This is a genomic window from Lysinibacillus sp. NPDC093197 (assembly GCF_044754025.1).
In the GTDB taxonomy this organism is placed as follows: domain Bacteria; phylum Bacillota; class Bacilli; order Bacillales_A; family Planococcaceae; genus Lysinibacillus.
The window spans coordinates 194,714-209,665 of record NZ_JBIVOH010000005.1 but is presented as its reverse complement, the minus strand read 5'-3'; the positions used below and the strand labels follow the sequence as shown (position 1 = coordinate 209,665).

At 38.8% G+C, this 14,952-nt stretch carries 13 protein-coding genes; 11 read left to right on the top strand and 2 right to left on the bottom strand.

The window, feature by feature from the left end:
* Positions 1-35 precede the first annotated feature (35 nt).
* The gene (gene rpmB, locus ACIP9G_RS15045) at positions 36-224 is read right to left on the bottom strand and encodes a 50S ribosomal protein L28 (protein WP_340825892.1); all 189 of its coding nucleotides are present in this window, start codon (positions 222-224) and stop codon (positions 36-38) included.
* 206 nt (positions 225-430) lie between these two features.
* Positions 431-1,171 carry an IclR family transcriptional regulator gene (locus ACIP9G_RS15040; protein WP_340825891.1) on the bottom strand — a complete coding sequence of 247 codons (741 nt, stop codon included), beginning with the start codon at positions 1,169-1,171 and terminating at the stop codon, positions 431-433.
* Positions 1,172-1,375: 204 nt separating this feature from the next.
* On the opposite strand from ACIP9G_RS15040, the gene ACIP9G_RS15035 reads away from it, so the two are divergent.
* From ACIP9G_RS15035 to plsX, 11 genes are all read left to right on the top strand, one after another.
* On the top strand, positions 1,376-2,248 hold the full coding sequence (locus tag ACIP9G_RS15035) for a dimethylarginine dimethylaminohydrolase family protein (protein WP_401020422.1): 873 nt from the start codon (positions 1,376-1,378) through the stop codon (positions 2,246-2,248).
* 18 nt (positions 2,249-2,266) lie between these two features.
* Positions 2,267-3,028 carry a dimethylarginine dimethylaminohydrolase family protein gene (locus ACIP9G_RS15030; RefSeq protein ID WP_401020421.1) on the top strand — a complete coding sequence of 254 codons (762 nt, stop codon included), beginning with the start codon at positions 2,267-2,269 and terminating at the stop codon, positions 3,026-3,028.
* A 158-nt stretch (positions 3,029-3,186) separates the two neighbouring features.
* Positions 3,187-4,563, top strand: coding sequence for an amino acid permease (locus tag ACIP9G_RS15025; RefSeq protein ID WP_340826529.1), 1,377 nt, complete (start codon positions 3,187-3,189; stop codon positions 4,561-4,563).
* A gap of 53 nt (positions 4,564-4,616) precedes the next feature.
* Positions 4,617-6,221, top strand: coding sequence for a M20/M25/M40 family metallo-hydrolase (locus ACIP9G_RS15020; RefSeq protein WP_401020419.1), 1,605 nt, complete (start codon positions 4,617-4,619; stop codon positions 6,219-6,221).
* A gap of 514 nt (positions 6,222-6,735) precedes the next feature.
* A complete protein-coding gene (locus tag ACIP9G_RS15015) occupies positions 6,736-7,098 on the top strand; it encodes an Asp23/Gls24 family envelope stress response protein (RefSeq protein ID WP_024362072.1) in 363 nt (120 codons plus the stop codon).
* Positions 7,099-7,116: 18 nt separating this feature from the next.
* Positions 7,117-8,766, top strand: a complete 1,650-nt coding sequence (locus ACIP9G_RS15010) for a DAK2 domain-containing protein (protein WP_401020418.1) — start codon at positions 7,117-7,119, stop codon at positions 8,764-8,766.
* Positions 8,767-9,116: 350 nt separating this feature from the next.
* Positions 9,117-9,779 carry an L-serine ammonia-lyase, iron-sulfur-dependent subunit beta gene (gene sdaAB / locus ACIP9G_RS15005; RefSeq protein WP_340825884.1) on the top strand — a complete coding sequence of 221 codons (663 nt, stop codon included), beginning with the start codon at positions 9,117-9,119 and terminating at the stop codon, positions 9,777-9,779.
* Positions 9,780-9,790: 11 nt separating this feature from the next.
* Positions 9,791-10,711 (top strand): L-serine ammonia-lyase, iron-sulfur-dependent, subunit alpha, encoded by a 921-nt coding sequence (gene sdaAA / locus ACIP9G_RS15000; RefSeq protein WP_340825882.1) that lies wholly within the window; start codon positions 9,791-9,793, stop codon positions 10,709-10,711.
* A 478-nt stretch (positions 10,712-11,189) separates the two neighbouring features.
* A complete protein-coding gene (recG, locus tag ACIP9G_RS14995) occupies positions 11,190-13,235 on the top strand; it encodes an ATP-dependent DNA helicase RecG (protein ID WP_401020414.1) in 2,046 nt (681 codons plus the stop codon).
* Between the two features lie 132 nt (positions 13,236-13,367).
* Positions 13,368-13,940, top strand: a complete 573-nt coding sequence (fapR, locus tag ACIP9G_RS14990; protein WP_340825879.1) for a transcription factor FapR — start codon at positions 13,368-13,370, stop codon at positions 13,938-13,940.
* Between the two features lie 2 nt (positions 13,941-13,942).
* A complete protein-coding gene (gene plsX / locus ACIP9G_RS14985; protein ID WP_401020411.1) occupies positions 13,943-14,935 on the top strand; it encodes a phosphate acyltransferase PlsX in 993 nt (330 codons plus the stop codon).
* Positions 14,936-14,952 lie beyond the last annotated feature (17 nt).

The following is a 14,952-nucleotide window of genomic DNA, read 5'->3' as shown; positions in this document are numbered from 1 at the left end:
CGCTATATGCGAAATCGATTTTTTAGAAGCGGTTATTAAACGCGCTCGATTTTACCTGATTTTAAAGCACGAGTAGAAACCCATACACGTTTTGGTGTACCGTTAACTAGGATACGAACTTTTTGAAGGTTAGCGCCCCAAGTACGTTTACTAGCGTTCATAGCGTGGGAACGGTTGTTACCAGTACGAGCTTTACGTCCAGTGATTACACATTGTTTTGGCATGTTGTATTCCCTCCTTACAGTTGATGCTGAAAGATTATTATTTCAGTTCGGTATTTCACATACCATAATAATTTAACATACGAAGTCATTCAGTGCAACAGTTTTCACATAACCTTTCAAGAAAAAAACCTTTACAGACAAAAATCTGCTATGAAAAAAACACTGTACAATGGTCACTAGATTCATTGTACAGTGTATATTTTAAATTACTTCCCGCGGTAGCCAAGCTTTGTTGAAACACGTTTTCCTGTTTCTTTTAGGCTTTCTATAAGGAAGTTGATATGTTCGTCGCTAACGTTAAAGCTAACAAAGCCTATACTAACAGCACCTATAATTTCTCCGAACCCATTAAAAACAGCTACAGCGACTGAGGAAGTACCAGCCGTTCGTTCACCGTGGCTTATAGCATAGCCTTGTTCCCTTATTTGTTCTAATTGTTCTTCTAAATCAGCCATTTCTTCGATAGGGACTAGTTGATTCATAATTTCCTTAGCTTGTACAGTAGGTATAGAGGCTAACAATGCTTTATTGGCTGCTCCTATATGCATTGGGATGCGAATACCGAGTTGATCATAAATTCGAATCGGATTTGCTGCACTATCAATTCTTTCGATAATAATAGTATCTAACCCCGCAGGCTTGCTTAAATAAACACTTTCCTCAACTTCTCTTGCTAGGCGCTCTAATTCGGGTCTAATTTTGCTAATATAGTCCATCGTATCATACACTTGTAAGCCTAATTCCATCCATATCGTTCCAAGGCGGTAGTGTTTCGTTTGCTCGTCTTGTTCAATCATTCCTTGTGCAATCATCGCTTTTAAAATTCTATGTAATGTACTTAGTGGTAAATCGCATTTGGTGGATAGCTCTGAAATAGACAAACTGCCTTCTGCTGCTTCTGAAGCTAACACTTTAGCAATTGTCATTGCTCGTTCTAATAACTGCATTTTGTCCCACCTCCTCTAATCATATTGTATTTTTATTCTCTGTTTACGTCTAGTTCATTCCAAATGAGTAAGCACTTTTAAAATTGTTTAATATTAAAATTTTTCTAAATATATTGACAGTATAACATAAAACGCATATATTTTTTATATAAACTTTCCTCTTAACGGAAACGTTTTCCACTACACGGAAAAGGGGTGAAAGGTATGCATTATTGTTCATCCATGTATGCACCTTTAAAACACGTAATTGTCAAACATCCAAAAGAAGCTTTTAAAAGCCAAGAGCATCTAACGGATGAATGGAAAACTTTCAACTATTTATCAGAACCAAACTATAATGAGGCCATTACAGAATATGCTGAATTTATAGCAATTTTAGAGAAGTATGTTGAACAAATTGATTATTTACCAGCTTCAGATGATGTAGGGTTAGATTCGCTTTATGCGCATGATCCTGTTAAATTCACGCCACACGGTGCGATTATTTTGAAATCTGGAAAGAAATTGAGACAACCTGAAGCAACTGTATACAAGGAATTTTTACAAAGCAAAGGCATTTCTATCATAGGGGAACTGTCAGGCGATGCTGTTTCAGATGGTGGGGATATTGTTTGGCTTGATGACCGTACACTTGTTGTTGGCCGAGGATATCGCACGAATGATGAAGCCATTCGTCAAATTAAGGAAATGACAGCGGATGTTGTCGATGAATTTATCGTTGTACAGCTTCCTCATGATTTAGGTGAAGCGGAATGCTTACATCTAATGTCCTTTATTAGTATGGTGGACAAGGATTTGGCAGTAGTACATTCTCGTTTAATGCCAGTATTTTTCCGTCAGCTTCTTATTGAACGAGGGATTCAGTTAGTTGAAGTACCTAAAGATGAATATGACACGCTCGGCTGTAATGTCTTGGCACTTGCACCAAGAGTATGTGTTATTCCTGAAGGTAACCCATCTACAAAACAGCAGTTATTGGATGCAGGCGCTACAGTTTATGAATATAAAGGTGAAGAAATCACAGTAAAAGGAACAGGTGGACCAACATGTCTAACTTGTCCTGTAATCAGAGGGTAAAAAAGGAGACGAATAAAAATGTTTAAAAATGTCATTGTAAAAAATCCAGGTAATAGCTTTGTAAACGGTTTAACAACGAGTGATCTAGGAAAACCTATTTTAGAAAAGTTATTTGAGCAGCACGTACAATATGTAGAAGCTTTAAAAAAATGTGGTGTAGAGGTTACACAACTAGCGGCAGATGAAGCTTTCCCTGATGCTACTTTTGTAGAAGATACAGCAGTACTAACTTCTGAGTTTGCTATTATTTCAAATCCAGGAGCGGAAGCGCGTAATCGCGAAATTGAAGATATTGAACCAGCAGTTAAAAAATTCTATGACAAACTATATTACATCGAAGCGCCAGGTACACTTGATGGTGGAGATGTTTTACAAGCAGAAAAGAAATTTTATGTAGGTATTTCTGATCGTACAAACGAAGAAGGTGCACGACAATTTAAAGAAATTGTTGAAAAAGAAGGCTATGAAGCTACGATTATTCCATTAAAAGAATTCTTCCATTTAAAAACGGGAATTGCTTACGTTGGACAAAATCGTATGGTCGTTGCTGGAGAGTTTATCGATCACCCTGCCTTTGCATCATATGAAAAAATTGTTATTCCACAAGAAGATGAGTATTCAGCGAACTGCATTCAAGTAAATGACTATGTCATTATTCCAGCTGGCTACCCTGATACAAATCGTAAATTAAATGACTTAGGCTATAAAACAATTGAACTTGATATGTCTGAGTTTAGAAAACATGACGGCGGCTTAAGCTGCTTATCCCTTCGTTTTTAATTAAATGTATATATGCCCAATCAATTTGTAGGGGAAAAATTGATTGGGTGTTTTAGTCCTCTAAATAACTGAATATTTAATAATTTGACAACATATGGAAATGGGGAAACACTTTGAGCAAAGGGGAACAACAGCATAATAATGTATTGAAACGCTCTATGAAGAGTCGACATTTATTGATGCTATCACTTGGTGGAGTGATTGGGACAGGGTTATTTTTAAATGTAGGTTATACAATTAATCAAGCAGGCCCTGGTGGAGCATTAATTGGCTATTTGTTTGGGGGTTTTATTTTATATATGGTCATGAACTGTCTTGGAGAATTGGCAGTATACATGCCAGTAACAGGCTCTTTCCAAACATATGCAACACGTTTTATAAGCCCATCAGCAGGTTTTTCTTTAGGGTGGATGTACTTTGTCGGATCTGCCGCCACCGCAGGGGTGGAGTTTACCGCAGCGGGGATATTAATGCAACATTGGTTCCCGAATGTACCTATTTGGATTTGGTGTGCGGTCTTCATGGTGCTTTTGTTTACATTAAATGCCTTAACAACGAAAGGTTTTGCAGAGGCAGAGTTCTGGTTTGCGAGCATTAAAGTAGTTGCCGTTATTGCCTTTATTATTATTGGTGCGGCTGCGATATTTGGCTGGCTTCCTCTGGCGGATCGTCCAGCACCGCATTTAACGAATTTAGCACCGACAGGATTATTCCCTGCGGGTATTACAATTATTTTTGTAACAATGATGAATGTTATATTCTCTTATCAAGGCTCCGAGCTAGTAGGTATTGCTGCTGGTGAAACAGAAAATCCAGAAAAGAACATTCCAAGGGCAATACGTACAATCCTTTTTAGAATTATTGTATTTTATATTGCTTCGATTATTGTATTGTCTGCGATTTTCCCGTCATCTGAACTTGGGCTTCTTGAAAGTCCTTTCGTAACATTGATGAAAATTGCTGGTGTACCTTATGCAGCTGGCATTATGAATTTCGTTATTTTAACAGCGATATTATCTGTAGGTAACTCATGCCTTTATGCTTCAACACGATTACTATGGTCGATGTCAAAAGAGGGAATGGCTCCAAAGTATTTTGGACGTTTAACAAAAAATAAAGTGCCATTGAATGCGCTTATTTTCACTATGCTATTTTCGCTTTTATCTTTGCTAACGAGTGTGATGGAAGCCGACGCGGTATTTGTATTGCTTATGTCCATTGCGGGCATTGCGGTGACAATTTCTTGGATGGGTATTGCAATGTCCCAATTAATGTTCCGTTACCGTTATGTTAAAGGGGGAGGTAACGTGGCTGATTTGAAATTTAAAACGCCGCTATATCCTTTAATTCCACTATTTTGTATTGTTTTTTGTATAGTCATTCTCGTATTTTTAGCATTCGATCCAACACAACGAATCGGCTTATTATACGGTATAGGGTTCTTTATTGCTTGTATGCTATTTTATAAGCTGAAATTGAGTAAAGTAAGTACAGTTTCTTCAGATACTGATGAGACAGCGAAAATAAATTCATAATGGAATGCTCCTGATATAGGAAAAGCATTTATCGAATAAAGGAGATTTTAACTATGAGCAAATATTTATGGAATACATCGGAAGACCTTCGGGCATTATTATGTGAAATTGTAAGTTGGGAAAGCAGAACATTAACACCAGGTGAAAATGAATTTGCCTATAAATTAAGAGATACACTGCAAACGCTTACTTATTTTCAAGACAACCCTAACTATATCGAATTACATGACGCAGGACTAGGTCGCCATGCGGTAACAGCGTTGTACAAGCATCCAACTGCAACGGAAACAGTAGTGCTGATTAGTCATTTTGATACCGTTCACACTGAGGAATATGGAGAGCTTGAACCTTTTTCCTGTCGCCCAGAAGAATTAACGAGCAAGCTGATGGAGCCAAAATATAAAAAAGATTTACCAGAAGCGGCAAGAATTGATTTAGAATCAGGCAATTATTTGTTTGGTCGTGGAACAATGGATATGAAAATGGGTCTTGCTTTGCATATGCAATTAATTGAGAAAGCTAGTATCGAACAATGGCCAATCAATCTTATTTTAACAGCGGTACCAGATGAAGAAGTGAACTCGGCTGGTATGCGTGCAGCAGTAGTCGAGCTAGTAAGACTACGTGAACAATATGGTTTAACATATAAGTTGTTTTTAAATAGTGAGCCATCGTTCTCACAAGGACCTTCTGATATAAATGAATATATTTATTCGGGCACGATAGGAAAAATTATGCCTGCTGCTTTATTTTATGGGAAAGAGACACATGTAGGTGAACCGTTAAAAGGCATGACAGCAAACTATATTGCATCTTATATGACGCAGCATATGGAGTGGAATCCGGTGTTCAGTGAAACGGATTTAGGTGAAAGTACACCATTGCCAGTATCATTACAATTAAAAGATTTAAAAATGGAGTATTCGACACAAACGCCATATCGTGCTGCTGCGCTCTACAATGTATTTTTGTTGAAGCGAACAGCAACAGAGGTAATGGAAATTTTTGAACAAGTCGCATTGGAGGCAATGGCTGCTTGTAATATGCAATACAATAAAATTTGTGAGCGTGAAAAAGTACAAGGTGTTGGGGAAGTAAGAGTACTTCGTTACGAAACAGTTTTAGAGCATGCTATAAATAAACTTGGCGCTGAAGAAGTGAAGTACATTAAAAAGCAGGTTCTAGAAAATACATCGTGGGATGACCGTGAAAAATCGATTCGTATTGTAGATCAATTAATGATTCGTTGTCAGGAGCTAACACCAGCAACTGTGCTGTTGTATGCACCACCATATTATCCTGCAATCAATTCATCAGAGCATCCGTTAGTGAAGCAATCAATTGAATTAATGAAGAAAACAGCTAAAACATTTGATATCGAAATAGAGCAAATTCACTATTTCAATGGCATTTGTGATTTAAGTTATGTCAATTATACAGATGACTCAAATGGCTGGACTGCATTTGAGCGAAACACGCCTGTTTATGGTGATACGTATAGTATTCCATTTGAAGCGATGGCTGATTTGAAAGGCCCAGTGCTAAATGTTGGACCTTTCGGCAAAGACGCACATCAGAAGACAGAACGGTTACATGTTGATAGCGCATTTAAAGAAATGCCTGTTATGATTGAAACACTTATTAAAAGATTATATTGATAATTTTATAGAAGGTGCCAGGCACTCAAACAATTTTCATGCTAATCATGTGTTTTATGACTGGCCAAGTGAAAATCCACTTACACTGTGGGAACGCGCGCAATGTAAGACGCAATAAACCGCGCGCAAGTAAGTTGCGGCTTACGTCGTGCCCGCGGAAAGTGAAGTGGATTTTTACGATTTAGGAGCCGATAATATGCTAGGTACCTATACGAAGTACCAGGTACTTAAATACTTAATACGTGAAGCTGATGTTTAAATACATCAGCTTTTTTATGCGTGGAAAGAAAGTTTGATTAATAAAAATGAAAATAGGTTTTGTTAGTATAACTTCAGGCAAAGCTAGTACTAGTTCAATAAAGACTAGTTCGCAATAAATAGCGTAGACTGTGATGATTGGAATGAAACGCTAAAAACGTTGACACAAGGCGCTTTCAAGGGAACTTAGGTTGCTTAATGTATACCCAAAGTGGTACAATATAATTTAGTCAAAAAGAGCCAAGGGGGCATTTCTATGTCAATTGAATTAAATAACGAATTCGGCCAAATTGATATTTCAACTGATGTACTTGCACAGATTGCTGGTGGCGCTGCTATAGAATGCTACGGTATTGTTGGCATGGCATCAAAACATCAGATTCGTGATGGTCTAACTGATATTTTACGTAAAGAGAACTTTGCAAAAGGTGTTGTAATTCGACAACAAGAAGAAGATTTACATATTGATATGTACATTATTGTTAGTTACGGGACTAAAATTTCGGAAGTTGCTTATCAAGTACAATCGAAAGTGAAATATACAGTAGATAAAACATTAGGTATGAGCGTAAAATCTGTCAATATCTTTGTGCAGGGCGTTCGTGTAGCGAATGAGTAAGAGGAGGAACAAAATCGAATGCGGTCTATAGACGGATTAAAATTTGCTGAAATGGTACAAATGGGTGCCCATCACCTATATCAAAATGCAAATTATGTAGATTCTTTAAATGTATTTCCAGTACCAGATGGGGATACAGGGACAAATATGAATTTATCGATGACATCTGGTGCCAAAGAAACAGAATTACAAGCATCAGAACATATTGGGAAAACGGCGCAAGCGTTATCAAAAGGGTTACTAATGGGCGCTCGTGGGAATTCGGGTGTTATCTTATCACAACTTTTCCGTGGGTTTGGAAAATTTGTAGAAAAAGATGCAGCGATTGATGCAAAAGCTTTTGCTGGTGCATTCCAAGCTGGTGTAGATACTGCTTATAAAGCGGTGATGAAGCCAGTTGAAGGAACAATTTTAACTGTTGCGCGTGAAGCGGCAAAAAAAGGTGTTGAAGTTGCCGAAAGTGAAAACGATATCATCGCTGTGATGGAAGCATTTACTGAAGAAGCAAAGGCTTCGCTACAGCGTACACCTGACCTTTTACCTGTATTAAAAGAAGTAGGTGTTGTGGATAGTGGCGGTCAAGGATTGCTATTTGTCTATGAAGGTTTTTTAGCTTCTTTAAAGGGTGAGCCTTTACCGGAAAAAAATGATGCAACATTAGACGATTTAATTAATGCAGAACATCATAGAGCACAAGATTTTATGAATACCGCGGATATTGAATTTGGTTATTGTACGGAAATTATGGTTCGTTTGGAAGAAGGAAAAGAGCCATTTAGCGAGGAGCAATTCCGCAATGAATTAAATCCATTAGGTGATTCTTTACTTGTTATTTCAGATGAAGAAATTGCTAAAGTGCATATTCATTCAGAGCAACCGGGCGCAGTTTTAGCGATGGGTCAAAAATACGGTAGCCTTATTAAAATTAAAGTCGATAATATGCGTGAGCAACATTCGGCTATTGTTGGTGAAGATTACAAAGCATCAGCTCCAGCGAAAAAAGCTGAAAAGCACCCATATGCCATTGTAACGATTGCGATGGGAGAAGGTGTAGCTGACTTATTACGTTCAATCGGTGCTTCTTATGTTATTGAAGGCGGACAAACGATGAATCCTTCAACAGAAGACATTGTTAAAGCTGTTCAGGAAATTGGAGCAGAAAAAGTACTTATTTTACCGAACAACAAAAATATCGTAATGGCAGCTGAACAAGCTGTAGAGCTATTGGATATTGAAGCGGCAGTTGTAGCGACAAAAACGATTCCTCAAGGGATGGCTGCTATTCTTTCGTTCAATCCAGAAGCAACGGTTAAAACAAACCAATCAACGATGACAGAAGCATTTGCTCATGTAAAAACAGGTCAAGTAACTTATGCAGTGCGTGATACGTCTATTGATGGCGTAGAAATTCATAAAGACGATTTTATGGCACTTGCTGAAGGGAAAATTGTACTATCTACACCAGCATTAAAAGATGCTGCTGAGAAAGTCATTACAGATTTAGTAGATGTGAATACTGAAATCGTTACGGTTATTTACGGAGAAGATACTTCTGAAGAAAATGCCTCTGAATTAATCCAATTTATCGAAGAGAACTATCCAGATGTAGAAGTGGAGTTATTTAACGGTAAACAAGGATTATATCCATATATTATTTCGGTAGAATAATCTATGGTTACTGAGTAAACGAGTAGGCGAAGCAGTGCACAAGTTGTGTACTGCTTTTGTTTATGGTAAAAGGAATACAACATGTAGGGAACAACACGAAATGAACAAAATAGATAGTTTTATGTATTTCTACAGAGGACACTTATTTTGAAAATACTGGGATATCAACTTGTTGGAAAGTGTGTATTTATAGAGTGGACAGAAAAGGAATAATATAATTAAGTTATAAATTATAGTCGTGTTAATTTTCTGAAAGTTGATAAATGTAGTGCTTTACTTTTATAGTAACTATCAAGCATGATATAACTAAATGTAAAATTATTATACGAATAGAATAGAGGGGTGCTTGTATGAAGTTTACATCAGTTTTTGATATTATTGGACCCGTTATGATTGGTCCTTCTTCTTCTCATACAGCAGGTGCAGCGCGTATTGGACGTGTAGCAAGAGATTTATTTGGTAGACAACCGAAATGGGTGAAAATTCATCTCTATGGATCATTTGCTGAAACGTATAGAGGGCATGGGACAGATGTAGCAATAATTGGTGGTTTATTAGATTTTGATACATTTGATGAACGTATTAAAACGGCTTTTGAACATGCGGAAAAAGCCGGATTGGAATACGAGTTTATACCGGAAACTGCGAATACAGAGCATCCGAACACAGCTAGACTAGTGTTCGGTGATGATGATGGAGAAATGTCTATTGTCGGCATTTCGATTGGTGGCGGAAAAATTGAAGTGAGTGAGGTCAATGGCTTCAAACTTCGTTTAACAGGTGGGATGCCCGCCATCCTTGTTGTTCACGATGATCGCGCTGGCTGTATTGCTAATGTTGCGAATTGCTTAGCGATGCACAATGTCAACATTGGGCATATGGAAGTTTCACGAATTGAACGTGGTTTAACGGCGCTAATGGTCATTGAAATTGATCAAAATATTGAGGAAAAAGTACTTCAACAAATTTCATTAATACCACATATTACGAAAGTGTCGAGAATTAATAACTAGGGGGTGTCTCTATGGAAGTGTTATTTCATAATGTACGTGAGCTTGTAGAACGAGCAGAACAGGAAGAAAAGCTAATTTCTGAGCTAATGATTGAGCAGGAAATGTTAATTAGCGGACGCACGCGAGAAGAAATTATGCAACAGATGGACCAGAACTTAACAGTGATGGAAGAAGCGGTAGAACGAGGCTTGCAAGGAGTACAGTCTGTAACAGGCTTAACGGGTGGAGACGCCGTACTAATTCAAAATTATATTGCACAAGGAAAATCGCTATCAGGGGATTTATTATTAGACGCTGTTAGTAAAGCAGTTGCGACAAATGAAGTGAACGCTGCAATGGGTACCATTTGTGCAACACCTACAGCGGGTTCAGCGGGAGTTGTGCCAGGTACTTTATTTGCTGTGAAAAATAAGCTAAATCCAACACGTGAACAAATGCTTCGCTACTTATTTACTTCTGGTGCATTTGGCTTTGTTGTAGCAAATAATGCTTCCATTTCAGGTGCTGCTGGCGGCTGTCAGGCTGAAGTTGGTTCAGCTGCTGGTATGGCTGCGGCAGCAATCGTGGAGATGGCGGGTGGAACGCCACAGCAATGTTCAGAAGCATTCGCAATTACATTAAAAAATATGCTTGGCCTTGTTTGTGATCCAGTAGCTGGATTAGTTGAGGTGCCTTGTGTTAAACGTAATGCAATGGGTGCAGCGAATTCTCTTGTTGCAGCAGATATGGCGTTAGCAGGTGTAACGAGTCGTATTCCGTGCGATGAAGTCATTGGTGCGATGTATCGCATTGGTCAGTCTATGAGCCCGAACTTGAAAGAAACAGCACGTGGTGGCTTAGCTGCGACGCCAACAGGAAAAGCAATCAGCAATGCTATTCTTAATAATGGTGATTTACAAAGTATACTAAAAGCAGGTTTAGCAGTAGAGTAAAGTATGGAAAAGTGGCTGGACCAAAAAAGAAAAAGTGTTAGATTGACTACAATCAATCTAACACTTTTTTGTGATAGATAAAATTTAGCAGAGGGGACTTACTGAGGGTCCATGAATCGCCGGTAAACCCGAAGAAATCGCCGATAGAAGTCCATGAATCGCCGGTAAACCCGAGGAAATCGCCGATAGAAGTCCATGAATCGCCGGTAAACCCGAGGGAATCGCCGATAGAAGTCTAGCCGTAGCAAATGTACATACGCATTTCGTAGATACTGTGACGACACGAATGAAAAATTTTGTGATACAGTTAAGAAGAAAAGTGCTGTAAATAGAATATAAAATGCTAACAATCTATAGGAGCTAACGATGATTTGAACAGAAGGGAGGTAGGCTCTTTTGATTCACGACAGTTTAAATACGTGCACGCTAACAGGTATGGTATTCGTATTGGAACTACTCAAAGGGGCTGAAGTGAAAGGTGACTGAATTAACCAGTCCTGTCTCCGAATTAAAAGGAGTTGGGAAAGAAACCGCAGCACACTTAGAAACATTAGGTATTGAAACGATAAATGATTTGTTGTGGACATTCCCGCATCGACATGAGGATTTTCGCTTAAAGGATTTAGCGCAAACACCCCATAATGAACGTGTGACTGTTGAATGTAAAGTAGAGCGTGAGCCGACTGTGTTGTTTTTAGGGCGCAATAAATCTCGCTTGCAGGTGACAGTGCTCGCTGGCCGACATTTAGTAAAGGTAGTATTTTTTAATCAAAACTATTTAAAACAGAAGCTTGTACCAGGTACTATTGTGACGGTAACGGGGAAATGGGATAGAGGCAGACAAGTGATTAACGGTACAACAGTCACATTTGGTCCGAAAATAGACCAAGTAGACTTTGAACCTGTTTATAGCCTCAAAGGTTTGATACCGCAAAAACGTTTTCGCAAATATATGCGGCAAGTGTTAGATGATTTTGGTGGAGAGCTACCAGATGCGATTCCACAACATTTGCAGGAGGCCTACAAGCTTGTCTCAATCCGTGATGGTCTTGAAGGTATTCATTTTCCGCTAGATGCTGAACACGCTAAACAAGCAAGAAGGCGATTTGCTTATGAGGAATTATTAAACTTTCAGCTTCGTATTCAAGCGTTACGAAAAATTCGTAAGGATAATGAACGTGGTACGATTATACAATTTGACTTGCAAAAAGTACGCGCATTTATCGCTTCATTACCATACGAATTAACTGGAGCACAAAAGCGAGTAGTTAATGAAATTTGCAAGGATTTAAAAGAACCACATCGTATGAATCGTTTACTACAAGGGGATGTTGGTTCGGGAAAAACGGTAGTTGCCGCGATTTGTTTATATGCCGCTGTGACGGCTGGATTTCAAGGAGCGCTAATGGCACCAACAGAAATTTTAGCTGAGCAACATGCTGAAAACTTATTAGAGTGGTTTGAGCCATTTGGTGTACGTGTAGCGTTATTGTCGGGCTCAACGAAAACAAAGGAGCGACGTCTATTATTAGCTGCACTTGCGGATGGTGAAATAGATATTGTGATAGGAACGCATGCACTCATACAGCCAGATGTAATATTTAATAGACTAGGCTTTGTAATAACGGACGAACAGCATCGATTTGGTGTAGAACAACGAAGAATTTTACGTGATAAAGGTGAAAACCCTGATGTGCTCTTTATGACTGCAACGCCCATTCCGCGAACACTTTCGATTACAGCCTTTGGCGAAATGGACGTTTCGTTGATTGATGAAATGCCAGCGGGGCGTAAAGAAATTGAAACGCATTGGATGAAAAAAGAACAGCTTGGTTCTGTACTGTCCAAACTAGAGCTAGAGCTTCAAGCAGGTAGACAGGCATATGCTATTTGTCCGCTAATTGAAGAATCGGATAAATTGGATGTCCAAAACGCAGTAGAAATTTATGAGCAGCTCGCATCGTATTTTAATGGTCGCTATAAAGTTGGCTTAATGCATGGCCGCCTACCAGCGGATGAAAAAGATGCTGTGATGCGTGATTTTAGTGAAGGTGACATACAAGTATTAGTATCTACGACAGTTGTTGAAGTCGGGGTAAATGTGCCGAATGCAACGTTTATGGTAGTATACGATGCAGAACGTTTTGGTTTAGCGCAGCTACATCAGCTTCGCGGTCGTGTAGGGCGTGGTGAGCATCAATCCTACTGTGTATTAATCGCTGATCCAAAATCTGATGAAGGCAAAGAGCGAATGCAGTCTATGACTGAAACAAATGACGGTTTCCGACTTGCAGAAAAAGATTTGGAGCTACGAGGACCAGGTGATTTCTTTGGACGTAAGCAAAGTGGCTTGCCTGACTTTAAAGTTGCCGATTTAGTACATGACTATAGAACGCTTGAGACAGCGCGAAAAGATGCTACTGAAATGATTGAAACAGAGGCGTTTTGGCATGATGAAACGTATCAATATTTACGTGAGATGCTTGAAAAGGCTGGTGTTCTACAAGGTGATCGATTTGATTAGTGAAATTTAATGTTGTACTACAAGGAATGCGAGAGCTTGTTTTTGAAAACAAGTCTTGCATTCTTTTTTTATACTCTATATACTGATATTAGTACCAAGTGCTAATAACAACTCAAAAGGTGGCGAATGACGTTGAGACGAACGAAAAAAGAGCGACAGCGATTATTATCTGAAACGATTGCGGAAAATCCATTCGTCACAGATGAACAACTAGCGTCGGAGTTTCAGGTAAGTGTTCAAACAATTCGTTTAGATCGTATGGAATTAGCAATTCCAGAATTACGTGAACGAATTAAAGATGTGGCTTCGAAAACATATGAAAATGAAGTGAAATCATTACCGATTGATGAAGTAATCGGTGAAATTATTGATATAGAACTAGATAATCGTGCATTATCTATATTTGATGTAAAAGAAGAGCATGTTTTTCAGCGCAATGGCATCGCGCGTGGACATCATTTATTTGCACAAGCAAACTCATTAGCTGTAGCGGTTATTGATGATGAGCTGGCCTTAACAGTGCACTCCAATATTACTTTTGTGAAACCTGTAAGAGCCGGAAATCGTGTTATAACTAAGGCGGTCGTTGTCGGAAGAGATGATGAACGCCATCGTACGAAAGTAGAGATTATATCTACTGTGAATGGTGAAACTGTTTTTGTTGGTGAATTTGATATGTACCGCACGAAAGGTAAAGGTGAATAATAATGAAATTAGCACTTGATGGAATGGGTGGCGACAATGCACCGAAATCAGTAGTGGAAGGTGCATTATTAGCATTAGAACAAATTCCAAATTTGGAAATTCAATTATATGGACAGCAAGAAAAGCTCGACCCATTTTTAAAAATGCACGATCGCTTAACAGTTATCCACTGTGAAGAAGTGGTCGAAGGGACGGATGATCCTGCACGTGCTGTAAGACGTAAAAAGGATTCATCGATGGCAAAGATGATGGATGCGGTTGAAGAAGGCACAGCTGATGCATGTCTTTCAGCAGGCAATACAGGTGCACTAATGGCAGGTGGTTTGTTTAAGGTAGGCCGTATAGAAGGAATTGCACGACCAGCTTTAGCAACGACATTGCCAACGCTTGATGGTAAAGGTTTTTTAATGCTAGACCTTGGGGCAAATGCGGATGCACGACCAGAGCATTTACTGCAATATGCGATTATGGGTGATATTTACGCTAAAAAAGTAGGCGGTCTACAAAAGCCACGTATTGGACTGTTAAATATCGGAACAGAAGATAAAAAAGGAAATGACTTAACAAAAGCAACTTTTGATTTACTAAAACAAGCGGACTTGAATTTTGTCGGCAATGTCGAGGCGCGTGATTTACTCGATGGTGTTGCTGATGTTGTTGTAACAGATGGATTTACAGGCAATATGGTGTTGAAGTCGATAGAGGGAACAGCAGGGGCATTGTTTACGATGTTAAAAGAGGCCTTTATGTCTTCTACAAAAACAAAAATTTCAGCAGTACTTATGAAAAGTAATTTACGTGACTTAAAAAATAAAATGGACTACACAGAGTATGGAGGTGCAGGTTTGTTTGGTTTACAAGCGCCTGTTATTAAAGCACATGGATCATCGAATGCAAAGGCAATCTTCAGTGCAATACGTCAGGCAAATACAATGGTAGAGCATACAGTTATTTCAACGATAACAGATACAGTACGTCACTTAGAAATTGACTAACAAAGGGGATTAATAAG

Excerpts from the sequence above, each read along its gene's own strand:
- rpmB (WP_340825892.1), bottom strand. The coding sequence starts at position 224 with ATGCCAAAACAATGTGTAATCACTGGACGTAAAGCTCGTACTGGTAAC.
- ACIP9G_RS15040 (WP_340825891.1), bottom strand. The coding sequence starts at position 1,171 with ATGCAGTTATTAGAACGAGCAATGACAATTGCTAAAGTGTTAGCTTCA.
- ACIP9G_RS15035 (WP_401020422.1), top strand. The coding sequence starts at position 1,376 with ATGCATTATTGTTCATCCATGTATGCACCTTTAAAACACGTAATTGTC.
- ACIP9G_RS15030 (WP_401020421.1), top strand. The coding sequence starts at position 2,267 with ATGTTTAAAAATGTCATTGTAAAAAATCCAGGTAATAGCTTTGTAAAC.
- ACIP9G_RS15025 (WP_340826529.1), top strand. The coding sequence starts at position 3,187 with ATGAAGAGTCGACATTTATTGATGCTATCACTTGGTGGAGTGATTGGG.
- ACIP9G_RS15020 (WP_401020419.1), top strand. The coding sequence starts at position 4,617 with ATGAGCAAATATTTATGGAATACATCGGAAGACCTTCGGGCATTATTA.
- ACIP9G_RS15015 (WP_024362072.1), top strand. The coding sequence starts at position 6,736 with ATGTCAATTGAATTAAATAACGAATTCGGCCAAATTGATATTTCAACT.
- ACIP9G_RS15010 (WP_401020418.1), top strand. The coding sequence starts at position 7,117 with ATGCGGTCTATAGACGGATTAAAATTTGCTGAAATGGTACAAATGGGT.
- sdaAB (WP_340825884.1), top strand. The coding sequence starts at position 9,117 with ATGAAGTTTACATCAGTTTTTGATATTATTGGACCCGTTATGATTGGT.
- sdaAA (WP_340825882.1), top strand. The coding sequence starts at position 9,791 with ATGGAAGTGTTATTTCATAATGTACGTGAGCTTGTAGAACGAGCAGAA.
- plsX (WP_401020411.1), top strand. The coding sequence starts at position 13,943 with ATGAAATTAGCACTTGATGGAATGGGTGGCGACAATGCACCGAAATCA.